The sequence below is a fragment of the Lentzea albida genome (genome assembly GCF_900111005.1).
Lineage (GTDB): Bacteria > Actinomycetota > Actinomycetes > Mycobacteriales > Pseudonocardiaceae > Lentzea > Lentzea albida.
On the sequence record NZ_FOFV01000004.1, the window covers coordinates 183859 to 206582 of the forward strand.

A 22724-nucleotide genomic window follows, 5' to 3' on the forward strand; every position below is an offset into this window, starting at 1 on the left:
AGCGCGATGTGCGCGGAGGGCCGTTTTCCTACGTTGGATTCATGACGAATGCACAGCTCGCGAGCATCCAATGGGGCGTTTTCCTCTCCGTCGTCTTCCTGCTGCCGCAGCTGTTGTTCCGCCAGCTGACCTTCCGCGGCGCGGCGATCACCGTGTACGCGAGCATGCTGTTCTCGGCGACGTTCCTGCCGATGCAGACCGTCGCGCCGCAGCAGTCCGTGCAGCTGGTCCCGTTCCAGTGGATCGCCGATACCTTCCGCGACGGGCAGATCGCGTTCGACCAGATGACGCTGAACGTGCTGCTGTTCGTGCCGCTCGGCGCGATGCTGATGTTCTGGGGCAAGCGCACCGTCGGCCAGGCCGCGCTGATCGGCTACGGCGTCTCACTGCTGATCGAGGGCTCGCAGCTGCTGTGGGCGAACCGGATCTTCGACGTCGACGACCTGATCACCAACACCACCGGCACCGCGCTCGGCTGGCTTTGCGCGCTGGCCCTCGTGAAGGTCCACGCCCGCGCCAAGGCGACGTCGGTGCCGCAGCGCGAACTGGTCAGCGCCCGCTAGCTGGTCCGCCAGCCCAGCTCGCCCGCGGTGTTGACCTCCGGGAAGCAGTGCCCGACCGTGCTGCGCGTCTCCAGGGCCGTCGCCACCTGGTCGAACATCTCCACGACGGACGTCCACTCCGGCTTGACCATCTCGTTGCGCTCCTGGTCCCACTCGACCACGCAGCCGCGCAGCACCCCGGGCCGCAGGTCGACCGCCAGCACGTCCCCGGTCCCGTCGAACGCGATCGGCAGCCAGCCCGGGTGGAAGCCCGAGGTCGGCGCACCCGCCTCGGAGCCGTCCACGGGCTTGCTCGCGTGGGTGTCCCTGAGCACGAACGCCCTGTCGGCGTCGAGCGGCGTGTAGAAGGGCGGCAGGATCTCGGCGTACAGGCCCTCCTCGGTGCCGCCGTAGACGCTCCACCACAGCTGGAGATCGATCGGAACCCGAAGATCCGGCAGCGCGTCATACCTCGGACGCAGGACGGCACGGGTGGCCGGAGCGTGCTCCGCCAGCCATGCCAGGATCCGGTTCCAGTGCTCGATCACACCCACCGTTCCATGATCTTGGCGGAACGACGGGCGAGGTACCGCTCATCGGGGCAGGATCAAGGCGAACAGGTCACTACCGGGGGAAGAGCTTTCAGATGGCGGAACAGGGCCTCAAGGTCGACTTCGACGCCTTGACCGGATACGCCTCCGCGGTGGGCGGACTGGCGGGCGAGGTCGGCGCGGTGGGCACCGGCACGTTGAACGGCACGACGTCGCTGCCGGGCGACTGCTTCGGCAAGATCGGCGCCGAGGTCGGTCTCAACGCGGCCTTCCAGGCGGCCGCGCAGGCCCAGCTCGACGCGCTGAAAGCGGCGTCGACGGGCCTCGCCGGTCTCGGCACGGCGGTCGCGAAGGCCCGCGACTCCTACATCGCCCAGGAAGAGGCGCACAAGGCGTCGATCACGAAGGCGGCGCAGGTATGAGCGTCGAGGGACTGCTGAGCCAGTTCATCGCGCCCATGAAGGAGGACCTGGCCAAGCTCGACGGCGACACCGGCGGCGCGACGCGCGCGGGAGACGCCTTCGGCCGCGCCCAGACGGCGATCTCCGACCTGGGCTCGAAGCACTCCTCGGCGTCGACGGCCGTGCTGAACTCGTGGTCCGGCGACAAGGCCAACGCCTTCACCTCGCGCGTCGCCACCTTCTCCTCGGCCGCGACCCTGTTGTCCTCCAACGCCTCGGCCATCAAGACCGCGGCCTCGACCGGCGTGACCGCGGTGACCGGTGGCCGCACGGCGATCCAGGGCCTCATCGACGAGTTCACGTCCAAGGCGACCCCGAAGCTCGCCGCCGCGCTGGCCGCGTCCCTGCTGGCGGGCCCCGGCGTGGTGCTCGCGGCACTGGCCGACCTCGCCGGCATGGCGTCGGGCTACCAGTCGAAGACCTCCGCCGAACTGCAGAAGGTGCGCGACCAGCTCACGCAGCTCGTCGGGCAGCTCAACGGCCTGCAGAAGCCCGACGCGGGCGCGTTGGGCAAGCTCGGCGAGCCGCTCGGCGGTGACGAGGGCACCACCTCGGCGTCGAGCGCCACCGACACCCCGAAGCAGCAGGAGTCCGGTCCCGGCTCGAACTCCGGCAGCGGTTCCGGCTCCGGTGGCGGAGGAGGCGGCGGCGGTGGCGGGGGCGGAAGCGGCTCCGGTGGTGGGGGCGGCGGAGGTGGCGGTGGCGGATCAGGCCCGCGCCTGCCCGTCGCGATCCCGCCCCAGCCCGGCGAGGGCGTCGGCGTGAACCTGCCCGACGGCAGCAGCGCCGAGGCACCGAACGAGACCGCGGCCAAGGCCGTGCGCAACGCGTTGTCCGCGCTGGGCACCCCGTACGTCTGGGGTGGCGCGAACCCGCCCCAGGGCACGGACTGCTCCGGCCTCACGCAGTGGGCGTACGGAGGCGCGGGCTTCGACATCCCGCGACCGGCCTCGTCCCAGGCGATGGGCGCCTCGGTGCCGCCGGACCAGCTGCTGCCGGGTGACCTGGTGGTGTGGGACGGGCACGTGGCGATGGTGATCGGCAACGGCCAGATGGTCGAGGCCGGCGACCCGGTGCAGGTGCAGCCGATCCGCACGACGAACAGCGGCATGTCGTTCTACGGCTTCTACCGCCCCACGGGCTGAGTGGAAGTGCGGCAGACTGTCGGCACCAGGGGGTGATCAGGTGGACGACGACGTCGAGCGCGCCGCGCGGAAGGTGCGCGATGTCGAGCAGGCGGTGACGGAGCACGTCACGCGCAGTGGTCCCGTCACGGGCAGGGCGTCCTCCCCGGACGGCGCCGTCACGGTGGTCGCCACGCCCGGCGGCCCGCCGCAGCAGATCGCGGTGAGCCCGGCGGCGTTGCGGATGGGCCCTCAGGCGCTCGCCGCCGAGATCATGCGCATCGCCGACAAGGCGCAGCGCAACGCGAACACCCGCCTGCACCAGACGCTGGAGCGCGTGGTCGACCCGCGCGAGCTGACGGCCATGGGGATCGAACGCGGGCGCGACGAGGACGAGTTCGGGTGGCGGCCGTGAACGAGGACCGCATGCAGGCCACCGAGCGCCTCCAGCGCGAGCTCGCGGCCCTCATCGCCACGGTCGAGCACCCGAACGGGACGTGCATGGTCACGGCCTCGCCGAAGGGCGAGATCAAGGCCCTGCACCTGCACCCGTCGCTGCTCCAGCAGGGTGCGCAGGCCGTCGGCCAGGTCGTCACGGAGACCGTGCGGCTGGCGACGAACGCGGCCGTGCAGGCCAGCTTCAACAAGATGGCGCTGGCCCTCGGTGACGGAATGGCGATCGACGTCGAATCGATCGCGGGCGACTCACCCTTCCGGTCGACGTGGAACCCGGTCGTACCGCCCAAAGCCCCTGCTGAGCAGGCACCGCCGGAGCGCAGGCCGAGGACTCCGCGGGCCGAGGACTCCGACGACGACGCTTTCTTCGACAACCCCTCGTGGCTTCGGTGATCAGCACCGTTACCCTCGACCACGGCATCAGGCAGGCGTGACCGGGAGGTCAGGATGGCGCAGGACATCGTCCCCATCGAGCTGGGGCTGACGCAGGGTGACGTCGTCACGCTGTGGGCACCCCGCTGGCGCGAGAAGGGCGAGGAGTGGGAGGCGTTCCTCGGTGACGAGGAAGACCTGTTCGTCTTCCCCGACGCCGCTCACCTCGCCGCCTTCGTGCGCACCGCCGAGGAGCACGACCTGACCGACCACCCAGCGTGGCCGGTCGTGCCGTCACTCGGCGTGGCGGACCTCTCGCCGGACGACAACCACCAGTTCGACCTCGTCGGCGTGCCCGAGCTCGTCGCGGAGGACCCGGACACGTGGACGATCGGTGAGCTCGCCGACGTCGTCGCGATCGTGCGCGCCCTCGCGGACGTCTGCGACCTGGAGAAGGTCCACGAGGTGCTGGACAGCGCCGAGGGCTTCTCGCTGCTGCCGCAGGGCACGCTGCCGTTCAGCGGCCGCGACGGCGCGAAGCTGTGGGGCGAGCTGTCCGAGGTCGTCTCCGAGAAGTGGGACGAGGTCCTCGACGCGATCGACGGCGTCGTGAACACGCCGGAGGTGCCGGAGAAGGAGCTCTCCGTCGCGCAGGAGGAGCTCGCCAAGCTGGAGGCCGAGACCGCCGCGGCCGCCGCCGTCGACTCCCCCGACGAGGAGTCCGACGACGAGAAGGACGAGCCCACCGGCTTCTGGGCCGAGGTCGGCGTCGACCCCATCAAGATCATCACGTCGGCCGGCGAGTTCTACACGCTGCGCTGCTACCTCGGTGACGACCCGGTGTTCCTGGGCCGCCGCGGCAAGATCGAGGCCTTCACCTCGCCGCGCGCGCTGAGCCGCTTCGTCGCCGAGAACGACGAGCACGACCTGGCCGAGGTCGAGACCTGGAACGACATCAAGGTCAAGGCCACCGCGGGTGAGCTCGACGTCGACGTGGACGACGACAACGTCTACGTGCTGACCGGCATCGCCGAGGACATGGAGGAGGGCCCCGACGCGCTCGACCCGCAGCAGCTCGACCTCGCCGTCGAACTGTTCGAGGACGCGGCGGAGTGGTCGGAGGACGAGTCCGTGAAGGACGCGCTCGCCTCGTCCGAGTCGCTGGGCTGGCTCGTGTCGTTCGTCGTGGCGCCGGACCCGACGCGTCTCGCGCCGTCCGCCCCGTACGACGCCGAGGTGGCCGCGTTCCGCGAGCTGCAGGCGAAGTTCGAGGACCGGCTCAACGTCAACTGACGTCCTGTTCCGCGAAAAGGGCCGCTCACCACGTGGTGAGCGGCCCTTTTCGTCGAACAGGCTTGCCTCATCTGTATGATACAGGTTTATGACAGGTTCTCGGTCGCAGCGCCTCGCCGCCGACCTGCGGGAACGCATCACGCTCGGCGACTACGGCCCCGCGGGGTCGATCGAGAGCGAGGCCGAGCTCGGTCGCCGTTACGAGGTCAGCCGCGTGACCGTGCGCCGGGCTCTGGAGCAGTTGCGCGACGAAGGTCTGCTGGCCTCGAAGAAGGGCGCCGGCTGGTACGTCGTGTCGTTCGCGCAGCCACTCGCGCTCGGCACGTTCCAGCACGCGCAGTCGGCCGTCGCCGAGGCCGGTGTGTCCCTGGTGCGGACCGTTCTCGAGTACGGCTACCGCGAGGCGCCTTCGACCGTCGCCGTAACGTTGGGCGCGGGCGAGATGCTGCGCGTGCGTTCGTTGCGCCGCACCGGGGACACGCCGCTCGACGTCGTCACCGAGTGGGTGCCGCTGGCGCTGGCCGCGCCGGTGAGCCGCGCCGACGCCGAGTCGCCCGGCACGTGGGAGACGTTGCGGCGCAACGGCAACCAGATCGCGGTCGTGCGCCAGAGCATCGCGGCCGTCGCCGCGGGTGACGTCGGCACGTTGCTCGGCGTCGCCGCCACCACGCCCGTGCTGCTGGTGCGCCGCATCGCGTTCGACGGCGCCGAGCAGCCGATCGCCCTGTCCGAGCACCACTACCTGGGCCACCGGTTCCAGCTGGAGGTCGAGTTCCGCGGCTGGCCCGGCGCGGAACCCCCTGGAGTAGCAGCGATTCCCACGGAGGACTGACCGATGCGCGTGCTCGTCACCGGTGCGGCCGGGTTCATCGGCTCGCACTTCACCCGCTACTGGCTGCGCGAACACCCCGCGGACGAGGTGATCGCCCTCGACGCCCTGACCTACCGCGGCACGGTGACGAACCTGCCGTCCGACGTGCCGTTCGTGCACGCGGACATCGCCGACGCCGACGTGGAGGGCGTCGACGTGGTGGTGAACTTCGCCGCCGAGTCGCACAACTCGCTGGCCGTGCTGGATCCCGCCCGTTTCTTCCGCACGAACGTGCTGAGCACACAGGCGTTGCTGGAATCGTGCCGTCGCGCGGGCGTCCGGCGGTTCCACCACGTCTCGACGTGCGAGGTGTACGGCGACCTCGCACTGGACGCCGTGGAGGCGTTCCACGAGGAGTCGCCCTACCGCCCGCGCACGCCGTACAACGCGTCGAAGGCCGGCGCCGACCACGCCGTCCGCTCGTACTTCGAGACGTTCGACCTGCCGGTGACGATCACCAACTGCGCCAACAACTACGGCCCGAACCAGTTCCCCGAGAACGTGCTGCCGCTCTTCACCACCCGCGCCCTGAACGGCGAGCAGCTGCCCGTCTACGCCTCCAGCGACAACCGCCGCGAGTGGATCCACGTCCTCGACCACTGCCGCGCGATCGACGCGGTCCTGCAGAACGGTGTCGTCGGCCGGACCTACCACGTGGGCACGGGCGTGGAGGCGAGCGTCGACCAGATCGCCGACCTGGTCCTGGACGAGCTGGGACTGCCTCCGACGCGCAAGTCGGTCGTGGCGGACCGCCCCGGCCACGACCGCCGCTACCTGCTCGACTCCACGCGCATCGGCCGCGAACTGGGCTGGCGCCCGGAGATCGGCTTCGAGGCCGGTGTCCGGGACACCATCCGCTGGTACGCGGCCAACCGCGCGTGGTGGGAGCCGTTGCTGGAGCTCAGCCCGATCGACGAGAGCGCGTGGGCTATCGGCCGGTCAGCGCCGCGTACCCCGGCTTGACCAGCTCGTTGATGATCGCGAGCCGCTCGTCGAACCCGAGGAACGCCGACTTCATGGCGTTGATCGTGAACCACTGCAGATCGGCCCACCCGTACCCGAACGTCTCGGCCAGCGCCGCGAACTCGCTCGACAGCGAGCAGTCGCTCATCAGCCGGTTGTCCGTGTTGACCGTGACGCGGAACCGCAACTTGGCGAGCAGCCCGATCGGGTGCTCGGCGAGCGTGGGCGCGGCACCGGTCTGCAGGTTCGAGGTAGGGCACATCTCGAGCGGGATGCGACGGTCGCGCACGTAGGCGGCCAACCGTCCCAACTGGACGGTCCCGTCCCCCGACACCTTGATGTCGTCGACGATCCGCACCCCGTGCCCGAGCCGTTCGGCACCGCAGTGCTGGATCGCCTCCCAGATGGAGGGCAACCCGAACGCCTCACCGGCGTGAATCGTGAAGTGCGCGTTCTGCTGGCGCAGGTACTCGAACGTGTCGATGCCCTTGGTGGGAGGGAACCCGGCCTCGGGCCCGGCGATGTCGAACCCGACGACCCCGAGGTCCCGGTACCGGACCGCCAGTTCGGCGATCCGCAACCAGCCCTCGTTCTGCCGCATCGCGCACAACAGCGTCCCGATGCGGATCTTCCGCCCGGTGGCGGCAACTCGCTGCTCGCCGACCCGGAACCCCTCCTGCACGGCCTCGACGACCTGCTCGAGGGACAGCCCCTTCTCCGTGTTGAGCTCGGGGGCGTACCGGATCTCGGCGTAAACGACACCGTCCGCGGCCAGGTCCTCGACGGCCTCGGCGGCAACGCGGACGAGCGACTGCTCGTCCTGCATGACACCGCAGGTGTGCGCGAAGCCTTCGAGGTAGCGCACCAACGAGCCGGAGTTGGCGTTGTCGCGGAACCAGCCGCCGAGGACGCCCGCATCGGTGGTGGGCAGGCCCTGGTAGCCGGTGGCATCGGCGAGTTCGATCACCGTCTGCGGGCGGAGGCCACCGTCGAGGTGGTCGTGCAGCAACACCTTCGGCGCGCTGCGGATGGTCTCCAGGGTAAGCGGCGTGGACATTGCTACACGTTACTCCAGCCGCCGCACGGGGCCGGGGCGACGACGAGCGGTGCCAACCACACCCGGCCACCCACCGCGACCACGCACGCGGGCCCGGCGCGCGGTGCCGACCGCACTCGCCCACACAACCCGACCCACACGCAGGCCAGCCGCGCCGTGCCAACCGGACAACCGAAGGCGTAAGCCGCCCATGCCCGCAGCCTGGTGTGGCGACGCGCCGCAACCGCCCCCGCAGCGCGACCCGACCGACCAAACGCGACCAACTCCGCCGGAACCGCCACGAGCCCACACAGCCGACCCGCGCACACCCGAACCCGCACAACGCGACCCGTGAAACAGGCCCCCACCGGGTGGAACACGCCGACACGCCGCCCCACCACCAGCAAAAACGATCTTCCCCCGGATATGATCATTTGTCCGGTCAACGTCGTTGCAGATCCGTGATCAGCAACTTTCTGCAACCATCGCGAGGCTTGAGTCACCCCAAGGTAGGAACATCACCAGCCGCTACCGCCCGCGCCCGACCAGTGACTCGGCGTTCAGAGTAGTCAGGTAGCCTGATCGGGTCAGTCGCCCGTCCGCGCCCGGCCTTTTGTAGTCGGGGGTGGTACAGAGACGTCCCGTGACGCGGATAGGCTCCCGTGGTCTCCCCCTCCCCTGGACGAAGGCACTCAGCCGTGACAGAGAACAACAACTCCACGATGTCCTTCGATCGGATGCGCAACATGCTCACGCGCGCCGCGGAGATCCGTGAGAGCGAGCAGCAGCAGATCTTCGACGCGCTGGACGAGATCCACGCCCGGATGTCGCCTCTGGAGTCGCTGGGTTCGGTTCGCAAGCGCCTGTCGGAGCTGCCGGACCGCACCGAGGTCAGCGTTCTCGCTGAGCGCCTGGACGAGGCCCTCGCCAAGCTGGAGGCCCAGGACAACGCCGTCGCCGGCATCGGTCGCGCGGTCGACGCCCTGGTGGACAAGCTCGCCAAGCCGTTCGCGCAGCTGGACGGGCGCCTCGACGGCGTCGCCGGCCGCTTCGAGGGTGTCGCGGGCCGCATGGACGGCCTGGAGGACAAGCTCTCCAGCATCCACAAGCGCATCGACGACCTCGACGGCCACCTGGACAAGCAGGACGGCAAGGTCGACGCGATCCCGGCCGCGGTGACGAACCCGCTGCGCGAGCGCGTCGAGGCACTCGAGGCCGCGCTGCGTGGGCGTCTCGACGAGGTCGACGAGGGCGTGCACGAGCACCTCGACGGCACCCGCGAGGCCCTGCAGAAGATCCTCGCCGAGTCGTTCTCCAGCGTGCACGGCCGCGCCGACGAGCAGCGCGACGCCCTCGCCGCCGCTCGCAGCGAGCTGGCCGCCGCGATCGCCGAGAGCCGCGGGGAGCTGGCCGGAGCGATCAACGACAGCCGCGAGAAGCTGGTCTCCGCGGTCACCGACCGCCACAACCAGCTGGCCGCATCGCTCACCGAGACCCGCACCGAGCTGTCCGGCGCCGTGGCGGAGACCCGCGGCGAACTGGCCGGCGTCGTGGCGGAGGCCCGCGACTCGCTCGCCGGTTCGCTCAACGAGACCCGTGACTCGCTCGCCGGCTCGCTCAACGAGACCCGCGACTCGCTGGCCGGTTCCCTCAACGAGGCGCGCGAGTCGCTCGCCGGGTCCCTCAACGAGACCCGCACCGAGCTGGCGTCGGCCGTCGCCGACACCCGCGAGGTCGTCAACGGCAAGCTGGACGAGGCCCGCACCGCCCTGTACGCGGCGATCGAGCAGTCCCGCGACCAGGTCGACGCCGCCGACCGCCTCGAGTCCCTGGCCCGCCGCCTGGAGCTCGTCACCTCGCAGCTCGACAACATGACGAACCGCCTGGACAAGGTCGAGGACGGCTTCGCCGCCCGGATCGCCGAGCTCGGCGGCTCGGTCGACGCGGGCCTGTCCAAGGTCGCGGAGACCGTCGGCGCCCGCCCGGACACCGACTCGCTGCAGTCCCTGGTCCGCAAGTCGAACCAGGAGTCGGAACTGCGCATCGGCGGCCAGCTGGACGAGGCCATGGCCACCTTCGCCGAGCTCATCCTCGGCGGCGGCTCGCCCACGCCTCCCCCGCCGCCCACCGCCCTGCCGCGCCCGCAGCGCCGGACCCGCAAGAACGGCGGCCCGAAGCCCGCGAACGGCGGCAAGGACGTGGACGACGACGACCTGGCGGCCGAGGGCGCCTGATCGCCCACACAGCCTGACCTGCACCGAACGGCCCCGGAGCTGCCCAGCTCCGGGGCCGTTCCGCGTTCACGGTGAACCGCTTCCCGCCCGACACACGTGACCATGGAGGGAGCGCTCACACGCGCCGTGGTTATGCTCGCGCCGGCGGGGGTGACCAAACGGGCAGCGGGGGCCGTCCAGAAGGGAAGTCCGTGCAACAGCGAGTTGTCGCGAACCGCTACACCCTGCTCGTCGAGCTGGGCCGCGGTGCGATGGGCGTCGTGTGGCGCGCCCAGGACCAGGTGCTCGGCCGGGCCGTCGCCCTCAAGGAGCTGCACCCGCCGCAGGGGATCGCCGCCGAGGAGCGCAACGTCCTCGAGGAGCGCATGCTCCGCGAGGCGCGGACCGCGGGCCGCCTGAACCACCCGGCCGTCGTCACGGTCTACGACATCGTCCGCGAGAACGACCGCACCTACCTCGCGATGGAACTGGTCGACGCGCTCGACCTCGCGACCATCGTGCAGCGGCACGGACCGCGTGACTCGACCTGGATGGCGGGCGTCGCGCTGCAGGTGCTGGGCGCGCTGGAGACCGCGCACCAGGCCGGCATCGTGCACCGGGACGTGAAGCCCAGCAACATCATGGTGCGGCCGGACGGGGCCGTGAAGCTGACGGACTTCGGCATCGCGCAGGCGATGGACGACCCGAGGCTCACCCACAACGGCGGCATCGTCGGCTCGCCCGCGTACATGTCGCCGGACCGGCTGCACGGCTGGGAGGCCTCGCCCGCGTCGGACCTGTGGGCGCTCGGCGTCACGATGGCGCACGCGGTCGAGGGCGTCAGCCCGTTCGAGCGCACCTCCACCGCGTCGACGTTGCACGCGGTCATGAACGAGCCCCCGGTGCTGCGGCGGGCGTCGCCGGGGCTCGCGGAGGTGATCCGCGGGTTCCTGACCGTGGATCCGCAGCGCCGCCTGACCGCGCCCCAGGCCCGGCAGATGCTGACCGCGATCGTCCAGGGCGCCACGCAGGTGTCGTTGCCGCAGCAGAAGAGCAAGGGCAACGGCACCGCGGTCAAGATCGCCGCCGTGGTCGTGGGCATCGCCGTGCTCGCGGGTGCCGCGTTCGGCGGGTACCAGCTCCTCAAGCCGGAGGAGACCTCGAACGCCGGCCAGAACACCAGCAGCAACCAGCCGAACCAGCCTTCCGAGAACTCCGGCGAGTGGACCGACGCCGCGGCGTTGCCGGTCGGCGCCCCGCTGCCGTCCCGGCGCATCGCCACGTTCGGCCGCGGCGGTGACGTGCCCGAGTGGAACCTGTCCGGCACCCAGTGCGCCAAGGACTTCCTCACGCAGGGCTCGCCGGTGCGGTCGGACGTGCCGTGCAGCGGCCCGCACGGCATCCAGCTCTTCTCGGCCGCGACGCCGCTCTGGGACAAGCCGAAGGACACGGCCTACCCCGGCCTGGACTGGCTGACCGACTTCACCAAGAACTACTGCACCGAGCAGTTCAAGGTGATCGAGCCGAAGATCAAGGAGCCGCTCGGCTTCACCGGGCTCGTCCCGACGCAGAAGGAGTGGGAGGCGTACAACGACGCCTCCTCGCCGGGCCGCCAGGAGGTCCTGTGCGTGCTGTGGAAGCAGGACAGGTCGCCCCTGGCGGGCTCGCTCGTCAACTGACCGCGGGTCGGCTAACCGCGGATCGTGTCAATCACCAGCGGTGAACGCTCCGGTGCGGCGTCGGTGACCTCGTAGGCGCCTTCCAGCGCCTGCAGGGCTCCGGCGACCGCGTCCGGGGTGTCGGTGTGCAGCTCCAGCAACGGCTGCCCGGCCTCGACGGTGTCACCGGGCTTGGCCAGGCAGAGGACGCCGGCACCGAACTGCACCGGGTCCTCCTTGCGGGCACGACCGGCACCGAGCCGCCACGCCGCCACACCGACGCCGTAAGCGTCCAAAGTGGACAGCACGCCGGACGCGGGTGCCTCCACCACGTGCTTGTGCGAGGCAACGGGCAGCGCGGCATCGGGATCGCCGCCCTGGGCCCGGATCATCCGCGCCCACACCTCGAAGGCCTCGCCGGACGCCAGCACCTCGGCCGGGTCGACCGAGATCCCGGCCAGCGACAGCATCTCGCGCGCCAGGGCCACGGTCAGCTCCACGACGTCGGCAGGTCCGCCGCCGCGCAGCACGTCCACGGACTCGGCCACCTCGACCGCGTTGCCGACCGCACGACCCAGGGGCACGGACATGTCGGTCAGCAGGGCCGAGATCCGCACGCCGTGCTCAACGCCGATGGCCACCAACGCCTCGGCCAGAGCACGTGCGGAAGCCAGGTCCTTCATGAACGCGCCGGAGCCGACCTTCACGTCCAGCACCAGCGACTCGGCGCCCTCGGCGATCTTCTTCGACATGATCGACGAAGCGATCAGCGGGATCGCCTCGACGGTCCCGGTGACGTCCCGCAACGCGTAGAGCTTGCGGTCGGCCGGTGCAAGTCCTTCGGTGGCAGCGCACACGACGGCACCGACGGACGACAGCTGGTCGAGGATCTCCGAAGTGGACAGTGCGGCCCGCCACCCCGGGATCGACTCCAGCTTGTCCAGGGTCCCGCCGGTGTGCCCGAGACCGCGGCCCGAAAGCTGCGGCACCGCGGCACCACAGGCGGCGACGAGGGGAGCCAGCGGCAGCGTGATCTTGTCGCCGACACCGCCCGTCGAGTGCTTGTCCACGGTCGGGCGGTCCACGTGCAGCGACAACCGCTCGCCGGACGAGATCATCGCCTGCGTCCAGCGCGCGGTCTCGCCGGCGGTCATGCCGTTGAAGAAGATCGCCATCGCGAGCGCGGACATCTGCTCGTCCGCGACCGCACCGCGCGTGTACGCGTCGATGACCCAGTCGATCTCCGGGTCGGACAACGCGCGGCCGTCGCGCTTGGCCCGGATGACGTCCACCGCCGAGAAGCTCATGGCAGGTCCTCCGGCCCGAACGCGTCCGGCAGCACCGACGACATCGGCAGGATGCCGGACGGCGTGTCGACCACGCAGTCGCGACCGCCCAGCTCGTACAGCACCTGACGGCACCGGCCGCACGGCATCAGCAGCTCACCGGCACCGGACCGGCACGCCACCGCGACGAACCGGCCGCCGCCCGTGAGCTGCAGCTGACCGGCCATCGCGCACTCGGCGCACAGACCCACGCCGTACGAGGCGTTCTCGACGTTGCACCCGGTGACGATCCGGCCGTCGTCGCACAGCGCCGCGGAGCCGACCTGCAGCCCCGAGTACGGGCAGTAGGCGGACTGCGCCGCTTCCACCGCCCGTGCCCGGAGCAGGTCCCAGTCGACGTCAGCCACGGCGGTACACCAGACCGTCGGCCGCAGGCATTCGCAGTCGTTGCGAGGCAACGGCGAGCACGGCCAGCGTCACCATGTGCGGCGCGTAGGACACGAACTCGCTGGGGATCTCGTCGAGGCTGATGTACAGCAGGTACATGAGCACGGCGATGACGATCGCGGCGGCGGCGGAGAACCACTTCCGGCGGATGAGCTGCCACACCACGATCACGGCGAGCAGCAGCACCACGCCGTAGACCAGCGCCAGCACCGTCTCGCCACCCGAACGCAGCTGCAGGCCGTCGGCGTACCCGAACAGCGCCGCACCACCCAGCAGACCACCGGGCCGCCAGTTGCCGAAGATCATCGCGGCGAGGCCGATGTAGCCGCGGCCGCCGGTCTGGCCTTCCAGGTAGGACAGCTGACCGGGGTTGAGCACCAGCGCGGCGCCACCCAGGCCGGCGAGACCACCGGAGACGATCACGGCGACGTACTTGTGGAAGTACACCTTCACGCCCAGCGAGTCCGCGGCGTGCGGGTTCTCGCCGACCGAGCGCAGGCGCAGGCCGAAGCGGGTGCGCCAGAGCAGGAAGTACGACAGCGGCAGCAGCAGGATCGCGATCATCGTCAGCGGCGAGACACCGGTGACGAGACCGCGCAGGATGCCCGCGACGTCCGAGACGAACAGGAGCTTCCCGGCCTCGAGCTCACCGAGCCAGTCGCCGAGGCCCGCCACCGAGAACGTGTCGAACGACTGCACCGGCGGCGACTGGCGCGGGTTGTTCGACAGCGGCTGGAAGATGAGCGTCGACAGGTACTTCGTCAGACCGGCGCCGAGCAGGTTGATCGCCACACCGGAGACGATGTGGTTGACGCCGAACGTGACCGTCGCGATCGCGTGCAGCAGGCCGCCGAGCGACCCGAACACCACCGCCGCGACGAGAGCGGCCCACGGACCCCACTGGTAACCGGCCCACGCCGCGCCCCAGGTGCCCATGATCATCATGCCCTCGAGGCCGATGTTGACCACGCCGGCGCGTTCCGCCCACAGGCCGCCGAGACCGGCGAGCAGGATCGGCAGCGCGAGCCGGACCGCCGTCTGGGTCGTGCCCGACGACGTGAGCTGCAGGAACCCGGTCTGGTACGAGGTGATCGACAGCAACGCGATCGCGCCCGCGACACCGAGCATCGCCACGGCCCAGCCGGGGACCTTGCGCTTGCGAGGCGCCGCGGGGACGTGCGGCTTCTCCTCCAACGTCGAGATCACGCGGCACCTCCGACAGTTCCGAGCTCACGGCCGACGCGACGCTGTTCCGAGGCGAGCTCGAAGCGGCGCACCACCTCGTAGGCGACGACGACCGACAGGACGATCGAGCCCTGCATGATGGTGACGATCTCCCTGGGCACGCCGACGTTGTCGAGCGCGAGGCCCGACTTGTCGAGGAACGCCCAGAGCAGCGCGCCGAACGCGATGCCACCGGGGTGGTTGCGGCCGAGCAGCGCGATCGCGATGCCCGAGAAGCCGATGCCCGCGGTGAAGTTCAGGCTGAACGTGTGGTCGCGGCCGAGCAGTTCCGGCAGCGAGATCAGGCCCGCGATGGCGCCCGAGAGCAGCATCGAGACCAGGATCATCTTCTTGGCGTTGACGCCACCGGCCGACGCGGCGGTCGAGGACTCACCGGACGCGCGCAGCTCGAAGCCGAACCGGGTCTTGTTCATCATGATCCAGTAGCCCACGCCGAGGGCGACGGCCACGAAGATGAAGCCGAACATCGTGCCGCCGCCACCGAAGCTGATGCCGGGCATCCAGCCGCTCTCCGGGATCTCGGCGGTGCGGATGTTGTTGCCCCGCAGCTCACCGAAGACGTCGCGGCGGATCAGGTAGGCGGACAGGCCGATGGCCAGGCCGTTCATCATGATCGTCGAGATGACCTCGTTGACGCCGCGGGTCACCTTGAGGATCGCGGGGATCGCGGCCCAGGCGGCACCGGCGATCGCGGCCACGATGATGATCACCAGCGTGTGGATGCCGGTGGGCAGCGCGATCGAGCCGCCGACGACCGCGGCGATCACGGCCGCGACGCGGTACTGGCCCTCGACACCGATGTTGAACAGGTTCATCTGGAACCCGATGGCCACCGCGAGCGCCGCGATGTAGTAGATGCCCGTCGAGTTGATGATGTCGACCAGGGTCGTGCCCTTGCCGACCTGCGTCACCATCGCACCGAACGCGCTGAACGGGTTCGCGCCGGAGATGACCAGCGCCACGCCGCACAACAGCAGTGAGAAGACGATCGCCAACGCGGGCGGCAGGAGTTTGCCGCGCAGGTGTCCCATCAGTTCTCGCCTTCCTCAACCACCGCGGTCTCCTGGACCGCGGCGCTCGTGCTGCCCGCACCCGTCATCGCGCTGCCGAGGTCCTCGGGCGTGACGGTGTTCGGGTCGGCGTCGGCCACCAGGCGGCCGCGCAGCATGACCTTGATCGTGTCCGACAGGCCGATCAGCTCGTCCAGGTCGGCGGAGATCAGCAGCACGGCGAGACCGGCGGCACGGGCGCGCTTGATCTCGTCCCAGATCAACGCCTGCGCGCCGACGTCCACACCGCGGGTCGGGTGCGAGGCGATCAGCAGCACCGGGTCGCCGGACAGTTCGCGGCCGACGACGAGCTTCTGCTGGTTGCCGCCCGAGAGAGCGGCCGCGGGCACGTCGATGCCGGGCGTGCGGACGTCGAAGTCGGCGACGATCCGCTCGGTGTCGGACTTGGCGCCGTCGGTGTCGAGCCAGATGCCCTTGGCCGTCGGCTTGCGGGTCTGGTAGCCGAGGATCCGGTTGTACCAGAGGGGTTGCGTGAGCAGCAGGCCGTGGCGGTGGCGGTCCTCCGGCACGTAGCCGATGCCCGCCTCGCGCCGGGCGAGCGTGCCGAGCTTGGTGATGTCCTCGTCCTGCAGCGTGATCGTGCCGCTGCCGGCCTTGCGCATGCCCATGATCGTCTCGACGAGCTCGGTCTGGCCGTTGCCCTCGACACCGGCGATGCCGACGACCTCGCCGGAGCGCACGACCATGTCGACGTCGTCGAGGATCGGCCGCGAACCGTCGGGCGTCATGAGCTTGAGGCCCTTGACGTCCAGCACGACCGTGTCGGTGACGGTGGACTCGCGGGTCTCCGGGCTGGGCAGCTCGCTGCCGACCATCATCTCGGCGAGCTGCCGGGAGCTGACGGTCTTCGGGTCGGCGCTGCCCACGGTCGTGCCGCGGCGGATCACCGTGACGGAGTCCGCGATCGCGCGGACCTCGTCGAGCTTGTGCGAGATGAACAGGAACGTGTAGCCCTGCTCCTGCATGCCGCGCACGGTGTCGAAGAGCTCGTTGACCTCCTGCGGCACGAGCACGGCGGTGGGCTCGTCCAGGATGATCACCTTGGCACCGCGGTAGAGCACCTTGAGGATCTCGACGCGCTGGCGGTCCGCGACGCCGAGCTGCTCCACCAGGACGCCGGGGTCGACGTTCAGCCCGGTCCGGCCGGAGAGCTCGATGATGCGCGCGCGGGCCTTCTTGCCGATGCCGTGCAGGGCCTCGGCACCCAGGACCACGTTCTCCTGGACGGTGAGGTTGTCGGCGAGCATGAAGTGCTGGTGCACCATGCCGATGCCGGCCTTGATGGCGTCGGACGGCGTGCGGAAGCGCACCTGCTCGCCGTTCACCTCGATGGTGCCCTCGTCCGGCGGCTGCATGCCGTAGAGGATCTTCATCAGGGTGGACTTGCCCGCGCCGTTCTCACCGCACAGGGCGTGCACCTCACCACGGCGGACGGTCAGGTGGACGTCGCTGTTGGCGACCACACCGGGGAATCGCTTGGTGATGCCTGTGAGCACCACCGCGGGGTGTTCGTCCGTCCCAACGGACGTGGAACTGCTCATCGTCGAGTGCTCCTCCTGCCACGCACCGGGCCCTGTGAGGGCGAAATCCTCACAGGGCCCGGCATGTGCGAACGACTAAGCGAACTGACGGACTACGGCTTGTCCGCGACCTTGATCTTGCCCTCGATGATCTGGGCCTTGTAGCCCTCGAGGATGCCCTGCAGCTTCGCGTCGATCTTGCCACCCGACGTGGCGTAACCGACACCGTCCACCTTCAGGTCGAAGACCTTCGGCAGCGACGCGAGGTCGTTCTTCGCGACGGCCTTGATGAAGTCGTAGACCGCGACGTCGACGCGCTTGAGCATGGACGACACGATGACGTCCTTGGTGTCGGCGACGGTCGCCTGGTTGTACTGGTCGGAGTCGACGCCGATGGCGAGCACGCCACCCTGCTTCGCGGCCGAGAAGATGCCCTTACCGGACGCACCCGCGGCCTGGTAGATGACGTCGGCACCCTTGTCGATCTGGCCCTTCGCGGCTTCCTGGCCCTTCGGGGCGTCCTGGAAACCGGTGAAGTCGCCGGCCGGGGTGATGTACTTCTTCTCGATCTGGATCTTCGGCGCGGCGGTCTTGGCGCCCTGCGCGTAGCCGGCCTCGAACTTCTGGATCAGCGGGATCTCGACACCGCCGACGAAGCCCACGTGGCACTTCTTGCTCTGGTACGCGGCGATGACGCCGGCCAGGAAGGAGCCCTCCTGCTCGGCGAACAGCAGCGGCGTGACGTTGGCCGCGCCCTCGACGGAGCCGTCGACCAGGCCGAACTTGACGTTCGGGAACTCGCCCGCGACGAGCTTCATCGACTCGGCGTAGGCGAAGCCGACACCGATGATCGGGCTGAAGCCCTCGGACGCCAGCTGGCGCAGACGGGTCTGCTTGGCCGACTCGTCCTCGTTCGGAGCCGCGGAGAGCTCGCGGGTGTTCTCCTTCTTCACACCGAAGTCGGTGAGCGCCTTGTCCAGACCGGCGGCGGCGGAGTCGTTGAACGACGCGTCGCCACGACCACCGATGTCGTAGGCCAGACCGACCTTCAGCGTGCTCGCGTCCACCTTCTCGCTGTTGGCGGCGCTGGTGTTCGACGTGGCGGGCGCGCTGGGAGCCTCGGCGAACTCGCAGGCGGCACCGGTACCGGTACCCGAGTTGTTGCTACCGCCACCCGAGTCCTTCGCGCAGGCGGCCATAGTCATCACGCTGGTCAACGCGATCGCGGCGACCGCGACACCACGCATACGACGACGCACGGCGCGTCTCCTCCCTGAGTTTCCTCCTCAACGGCATTGTTGAGGCCTAGAGGCGGCACCGTACCTCTTAGTAACCAACCCCGTTGCCGCCAGCACCTACAAAGACCCCTATCGGTTACGCATTCGACGCATTGGCGGCACGACTGGTGATCACTCGTGTTCGGCGCGTGGCGAATCGTCCTCTTCGGCCGCTTCCCCACCCTGATCTTCGCCCGGTCGGCCCAGCGGCGCACGCCAGAGCCAACGCTCCGGCACGACGCTGACCCGCCGATGTCAGCCGGCGTTGAACCATTCCCGGCCCGCCGGACGTGTACGGGGTGGCAAGTGCCCTTGCCGGTGGCGGCGGCCCGGATCCTTGGCGGAGGTCCTGGCCGCCGCCTTCGTGTGGCGCAGACCGCATTTCGGGATCGATCCAGACCGCTTGGCCGATCGACAGCGTGTCTCATCGATCACAGAGCGGGTGCGCCTGCTGTGAGTGTTCCAACGTGCGGGACTACGCTTTTCCGGTCATGGTCGGTTGAGAACGGACTTGTTCGCCGACCACACCACCACTGACGTTGGAGGCCGCGGCGCATGACCAGCGCAGGCGCACCCGAGCGGTCGGGCACCACCCGAGGGGGTGGGACGCTCTACCGCGGTGATCTGGGCATGTGGTCCTGGGTCGCCCACCGGATCACCGGTGTCCTCACGTTCTTCTTCCTCTTCACCCACGTGCTCGACACCGCCCTCGTGCGGGTGTCCCCGAACGCCTACGACGCGGTGATCGAGACCTACAAGAACCCGGTCGTCAACCTCTTCGAGGTCGGCCTGGTCGGCGCGGTGCTCTACCACGCGCTGAACGGCATCCGGGTCATGCTGGTCGACTTCTGGGAGAAGGGCGCCAAGTACCAGCGGGTCATGCTGTGGACCGTGCTGGGCGTGTGGGTCCTCGTGATGATCCCCGGCTTCTACTTCATGATGGAGCGCACGATCTCCGACCTGGTTGGGGGTCACTGAGCCATGTCCCTCGCACTCGACAAGCCCCGCTCGCCGAAGCGCCCCGCGGCCCGTCGCAGCAACGGCGAGCTCTACAGCTGGCTGTTCATGCGCCTCTCCGGCCTGCTGCTCGTGGTCCTGGTCCTGGGCCACCTGTTCATCATGAACATCCTGGACGGCGGCGTCCACAAGATCAACTTCGCCTTCGTCGCCGGTCGCTGGTCGTCCCCGTTCTGGCAGTTCTGGGACCTCGCGATGCTGTGGCTCGCGCAGCTGCACGGCGGCAACGGCGTGCGGACGGTCATCAACGACTACGCCCGCAAGGACTCCACCCGGTTCTGGTTGAAGATGCTGCTCTACGTGTCGATGGTCCTGATCATCTCGCTCGGCACGTTCGTGATCTTCACCTTCGACCCGAACATCTCGAACTGACCCGCGCGGGGAGCCCACCACAATGCAGTTCCACAAGTACGACGTAGTCATCATCGGCGCTGGTGGTGCCGGCATGCGCGCGGCGATCGAGTCCGGCCAGCGCGCCCGCACCGCGGTGCTCACCAAGCTCTACCCCACGCGTTCGCACACCGGCGCGGCCCAGGGCGGCATGTGCGCCGCCCTCGCCAACGTCGAGGAGGACAACTGGGAGTGGCACACCTTCGACACGATCAAGGGCGGCGACTACCTGGTCGACCAGGACGCCGCCGAGATCATGGCGAAGGAGGCCATCGACGCGGTCCTCGACCTCGAGAAGATGGGCCTGCCGTTCAACCGCACGCCCGAGGGCAAGATCGACCAGCGGCGGTTCGGCGGCCACACGCGCAACCACGGTGAAGCCGCCGTGCGCCGCGCCTGCTACGCCGCGGACCGCACCGGTCACATGATCCTGCAGACGCTCTACCAGAACTGCGTCAAGCACGGCATCGAGTTCTTCAACGAGTTCTACGTGCTCGACATCTGCCTGACCGAGACGGAGAACGGCCCGGTCTGCACCGGCGCCGTCGCCTACGAGCTCGCGACCGGCGAGATCCACGTGTTCCAGGCCAAGTCCGTCGTGTTCGCGACCGGTGGCTTCGGCAAGGTCTTCAAGACCACGTCGAACGCCCACACGCTGACCGGCGACGGCATGGGCATCGTCTTCCGCAAGGGCCTGCCCCTGGAGGACATGGAGTTCTACCAGTTCCACCCGACCGGCCTTGCCGGTCTCGGCATCCTGCTGACCGAGGGTGCCCGCGGTGAGGGCGCGATCCTGCGCAACGCCTCGGGTGAGCGGTTCATGGAGCGCTACGCCCCGACCATCAAGGACCTGGCGCCGCGCGACATCGTGGCCCGTTCGATGGCTCTCGAGGTGCTGGAAGGCCGTGGCGCCGGCCCGAACAAGGACTACGTGCTCCTCGACTGCACGCACCTCGGTGCCGAGGTGCTGGAGACGAAGCTCCCGGACATCACCGAGTTCGCCCGCACCTACCTCGCGGTCGACCCGGTCGTCGAGCCCGTCCCGGTCTACCCGACCGCGCACTACGCGATGGGCGGCATCCCGACGAACATCCACGGCGAAGTGCTGCGGGACAACGACAACGTCGTTCCGGGCCTCTACGCCGCGGGTGAGTGCGCCTGCGTGTCCGTCCACGGCGCGAACCGCCTCGGCACGAACTCGCTGCTGGACATCAACGTCTTCGGCCGCCGCGCGGGCATCGCCGCCGCCGAGTACGCCCTGTCCCGCGAGTCCCACGTCGAGCTGCCGGAGAACCCGGCCGCGGCCGTCGAGGCCCAGGTCGCCCTGGCGCTGTCGGAGCACGGCCAGGAGCGCGTCGCGGACATCCGCACCGAGCTGCAGGCCACGATGGACGCCAACGCGTCCGTGTACCGCACCGAGGACACGCTGAAGCAGGCCCTGCACGACGTGCAGGCCCTCAAGGAGCGCTACGCGCACATCTCCGTGCAGGACAAGGGCAAGCGCTTCAACACGGACCTCCTCGAGGCCGTCGAGCTCGGCTTCCTGCTGGAGCTCGCCGAGGTGCTCGTCCACGGTGCCCTCGCCCGCAAGGAGTCCCGCGGCGGCCACGCCCGCGAGGACTACCCGAACCGCGACGACACGAACTTCATGCGCCACAGCATGTTCTACAAGCAGGGCGACGGCCTCTCGGCCGACATCCGGCTCGACTACAAGCCCGTGACCTTTACCCGGTACAAGCCGATGGAGCGCAAGTACTGATGACCGCCACCGCTGAAACCACTGCTGGCTCGCGCGGCTCCCAGCCGCCGGTTCCGGACGGCGCTGTCACGGTCACCGTCAAGATCCGCCGGTTCAACCCGGAGATCGACGACGAGCCGCGCTGGGACTCGTTCGACATCCCGGCGCTGCCGTCGGACCGCGTCCTGAACCTGCTGCACCACATCAAGTGGTACGTCGACGGGACTTTGACGTTCCGGCGTTCCTGTGCGCACGGCATCTGCGGGTCCGACGCCATGCGCATCAACGGCGTGAACCGGCTTGCTTGCAAGGTGCTGCTGAAGGACCTGCTGCTCAAGGGCGACAAGCAGACCACGATCACCATCGAGCCCATCAAGGGCCTGCCGGTGAACAAGGACCTGCTCGTCGACATGGAGCCGTTCTTCGAGGCTTTCCGTGCGGTGAAGCCTTATCTGGTGACCTACGGCAACGAGCCGACTCGTGAGCGGATCCAGTCCGTTGCCGACCGGGAGCGGTTCGACGACACGACCAAGTGCATCCTGTGCGCTTGTTGCACCACCTCCTGTCCCGTGTACTGGACCGAGGGGTCGTACTTCGGGCCGGCCGCGATCGTGAACGCGCACCGGTTCATCTTCGACTCCCGGGACGAGGGGGCTGAGGAGCGGTTGGACATCCTGAACGACATCGATGGCGTGTGGCGGTGCCGGACCACGTTCAACTGCACCGACGCGTGTCCTCGCGGGATTCAGGTGACCAAGGCGATTCAGGAAGTGAAGCGGGCGCTGCTGTTCAAGCGCGTGTGAGTTCGGTTGCGAAGCGCCGTGCCCTTGCGGGGGCACGGCGCTTTTGCGTTTGCCGGGGTGGTCGCGTCCGGTTGGTCGGGTCGCCTTGCGAGGGTGGTCCTGCGGGGCTTGACGCGTTTTGGGGTGCGCACCGGCTCCCGATGCATGAAGGTTCGGGCGGCTCGCTGCGCATCGCCACGCCAGGCTGCATGCGTGGTCGACGTTGTGCGTACGGCTGACCGGTCGGCACCGCGCGCCGGGCCTGCGTGCGTGGCCGCCTTGCGAGGGCGACTGCGGTTGGCACCGCCCGCCGGGCCTGCGTACGTGGTCGCCTGCGAGGGCGACTGCGGTTGGCACCGCACCTGCCCTCACCGCGCCTCCCCTCAGCGGCTCCACCCATCAGCGGCCCCCA

21 protein-coding genes and 1 pseudogene are annotated in these 22724 nt (G+C 69.5%); 14 read left to right on the forward strand and 8 right to left on the reverse strand.

Annotation, left to right across the window (positions count from 1 at the left end; all coding sequences use genetic code 11):
• Positions 1 to 41: 41 nt before the first annotated feature.
• Positions 42 to 563: a VanZ family protein gene (locus BMY74_RS12835; RefSeq protein ID WP_089914839.1), complete on the forward strand. Its 522-nt coding sequence runs from the start codon at positions 42 to 44 to the stop codon at positions 561 to 563.
• Here the strand turns inward: BMY74_RS12835 and BMY74_RS12840 are convergent.
• Entirely contained in the window at positions 560 to 1096 is a 537-nt protein-coding gene (locus BMY74_RS12840) for an SMI1/KNR4 family protein (RefSeq protein WP_089914842.1), read from the reverse strand. The genes BMY74_RS12835 and BMY74_RS12840 overlap by 4 nt on opposite strands.
• 92 nt (positions 1097 to 1188) lie before the next feature.
• On the opposite strand from BMY74_RS12840, the gene BMY74_RS12845 reads away from it, so the two are divergent.
• From BMY74_RS12845 to BMY74_RS12875, 7 genes are all read left to right on the forward strand, one after another.
• A complete protein-coding gene (locus BMY74_RS12845) occupies positions 1189 to 1515 on the forward strand; it encodes a type VII secretion target (RefSeq protein WP_089914844.1) in 327 nt (108 codons plus the stop codon).
• Positions 1512 to 2699 carry a C40 family peptidase gene (locus tag BMY74_RS12850; RefSeq protein ID WP_089914847.1) on the forward strand — a complete coding sequence of 396 codons (1188 nt, stop codon included), beginning with the start codon at positions 1512 to 1514 and terminating at the stop codon, positions 2697 to 2699. The genes BMY74_RS12845 and BMY74_RS12850 overlap by 4 nt, the downstream gene beginning before the upstream one ends.
• Before the next feature lie 40 nt (positions 2700 to 2739).
• Positions 2740 to 3093 carry a YbaB/EbfC family nucleoid-associated protein gene (locus tag BMY74_RS12855; protein ID WP_245786080.1) on the forward strand — a complete coding sequence of 118 codons (354 nt, stop codon included), beginning with the start codon at positions 2740 to 2742 and terminating at the stop codon, positions 3091 to 3093.
• Positions 3081 to 3527: a YbaB/EbfC family nucleoid-associated protein gene (locus tag BMY74_RS12860; RefSeq protein ID WP_089914850.1), complete on the forward strand. Its 447-nt coding sequence runs from the start codon at positions 3081 to 3083 to the stop codon at positions 3525 to 3527. Before BMY74_RS12855 ends, BMY74_RS12860 begins: the two co-directional genes overlap by 13 nt.
• A 54-nt stretch (positions 3528 to 3581) precedes the next feature.
• Positions 3582 to 4799, forward strand: coding sequence for a primosomal protein (locus tag BMY74_RS12865; RefSeq protein ID WP_089914853.1), 1218 nt, complete (start codon positions 3582 to 3584; stop codon positions 4797 to 4799).
• 88 nt (positions 4800 to 4887) lie between these two features.
• Positions 4888 to 5631, forward strand: a complete 744-nt coding sequence (locus BMY74_RS12870; RefSeq protein WP_089914856.1) for a GntR family transcriptional regulator — start codon at positions 4888 to 4890, stop codon at positions 5629 to 5631.
• A 3-nt stretch (positions 5632 to 5634) separates the two neighbouring features.
• Complete coding sequence (locus tag BMY74_RS12875) at positions 5635 to 6633, forward strand: dTDP-glucose 4,6-dehydratase (RefSeq protein ID WP_089914860.1); 999 nt, start codon at positions 5635 to 5637, stop codon at positions 6631 to 6633.
• On the opposite strand, the gene BMY74_RS12880 is transcribed toward BMY74_RS12875, so the two are convergent.
• A complete protein-coding gene (locus BMY74_RS12880) occupies positions 6599 to 7690 on the reverse strand; it encodes an adenosine deaminase (RefSeq protein WP_089914863.1) in 1092 nt (363 codons plus the stop codon). The genes BMY74_RS12875 and BMY74_RS12880 overlap by 35 nt on opposite strands.
• 716 nt (positions 7691 to 8406) lie before the next feature.
• On the opposite strand from BMY74_RS12880, the pseudogene BMY74_RS46975 reads away from it, so the two are divergent.
• Both BMY74_RS46975 and BMY74_RS12890 read left to right on the forward strand, forming a co-directional pair.
• Positions 8407 to 8916, forward strand: a pseudogene (locus BMY74_RS46975) (hypothetical protein); the annotation flags it as partial.
• A gap of 1178 nt (positions 8917 to 10094) precedes the next feature.
• Positions 10095 to 11561 carry a serine/threonine-protein kinase gene (locus BMY74_RS12890; protein ID WP_245786082.1) on the forward strand — a complete coding sequence of 489 codons (1467 nt, stop codon included), beginning with the start codon at positions 10095 to 10097 and terminating at the stop codon, positions 11559 to 11561.
• Between the two features lie 11 nt (positions 11562 to 11572).
• On the opposite strand, the gene BMY74_RS12895 is transcribed toward BMY74_RS12890, so the two are convergent.
• The 6 genes from BMY74_RS12895 to BMY74_RS12920 form a co-directional block, all read right to left on the reverse strand.
• Positions 11573 to 12847 (reverse strand): thymidine phosphorylase, encoded by a 1275-nt coding sequence (locus BMY74_RS12895; protein ID WP_089914869.1) that lies wholly within the window; start codon positions 12845 to 12847, stop codon positions 11573 to 11575.
• Positions 12844 to 13233 (reverse strand): cytidine deaminase, encoded by a 390-nt coding sequence (locus tag BMY74_RS12900; RefSeq protein WP_089914872.1) that lies wholly within the window; start codon positions 13231 to 13233, stop codon positions 12844 to 12846. The genes BMY74_RS12895 and BMY74_RS12900 overlap by 4 nt, the downstream gene beginning before the upstream one ends.
• Positions 13226 to 14479, reverse strand: a complete 1254-nt coding sequence (locus BMY74_RS12905; RefSeq protein WP_245786083.1) for an ABC transporter permease — start codon at positions 14477 to 14479, stop codon at positions 13226 to 13228. Before BMY74_RS12905 ends, BMY74_RS12900 begins: the two co-directional genes overlap by 8 nt.
• Complete coding sequence (locus tag BMY74_RS12910; protein ID WP_089914875.1) at positions 14476 to 15549, reverse strand: ABC transporter permease; 1074 nt, start codon at positions 15547 to 15549, stop codon at positions 14476 to 14478. Before BMY74_RS12910 ends, BMY74_RS12905 begins: the two co-directional genes overlap by 4 nt.
• Positions 15549 to 17129, reverse strand: coding sequence for an ABC transporter ATP-binding protein (locus BMY74_RS12915; protein ID WP_089914878.1), 1581 nt, complete (start codon positions 17127 to 17129; stop codon positions 15549 to 15551). Before BMY74_RS12915 ends, BMY74_RS12910 begins: the two co-directional genes overlap by 1 nt.
• A gap of 92 nt (positions 17130 to 17221) precedes the next feature.
• Positions 17222 to 18355 (reverse strand): BMP family lipoprotein, encoded by a 1134-nt coding sequence (locus BMY74_RS12920; RefSeq protein WP_089914881.1) that lies wholly within the window; start codon positions 18353 to 18355, stop codon positions 17222 to 17224.
• A gap of 585 nt (positions 18356 to 18940) precedes the next feature.
• Between BMY74_RS12920 and sdhC the strand changes: the two genes are divergently transcribed.
• The 4 genes from sdhC to BMY74_RS12940 are packed head-to-tail and all read left to right on the forward strand — an operon-like array spanning position 18941 to position 22333.
• The gene (gene sdhC, locus BMY74_RS12925) at positions 18941 to 19363 is read left to right on the forward strand and encodes a succinate dehydrogenase, cytochrome b556 subunit (protein ID WP_089914884.1); all 423 of its coding nucleotides are present in this window, start codon (positions 18941 to 18943) and stop codon (positions 19361 to 19363) included.
• A 3-nt stretch (positions 19364 to 19366) separates the two neighbouring features.
• Positions 19367 to 19774: a succinate dehydrogenase hydrophobic membrane anchor subunit gene (locus tag BMY74_RS12930; RefSeq protein ID WP_089914889.1), complete on the forward strand. Its 408-nt coding sequence runs from the start codon at positions 19367 to 19369 to the stop codon at positions 19772 to 19774.
• A 22-nt stretch (positions 19775 to 19796) separates the two neighbouring features.
• Entirely contained in the window at positions 19797 to 21551 is a 1755-nt protein-coding gene (sdhA, locus tag BMY74_RS12935) for a succinate dehydrogenase flavoprotein subunit (RefSeq protein WP_089914892.1), read from the forward strand.
• Positions 21551 to 22333: a succinate dehydrogenase iron-sulfur subunit gene (locus BMY74_RS12940; protein ID WP_089914895.1), complete on the forward strand. Its 783-nt coding sequence runs from the start codon at positions 21551 to 21553 to the stop codon at positions 22331 to 22333. The genes sdhA and BMY74_RS12940 overlap by 1 nt, the downstream gene beginning before the upstream one ends.
• The last annotated feature ends 391 nt before the right edge of the window (positions 22334 to 22724 follow it).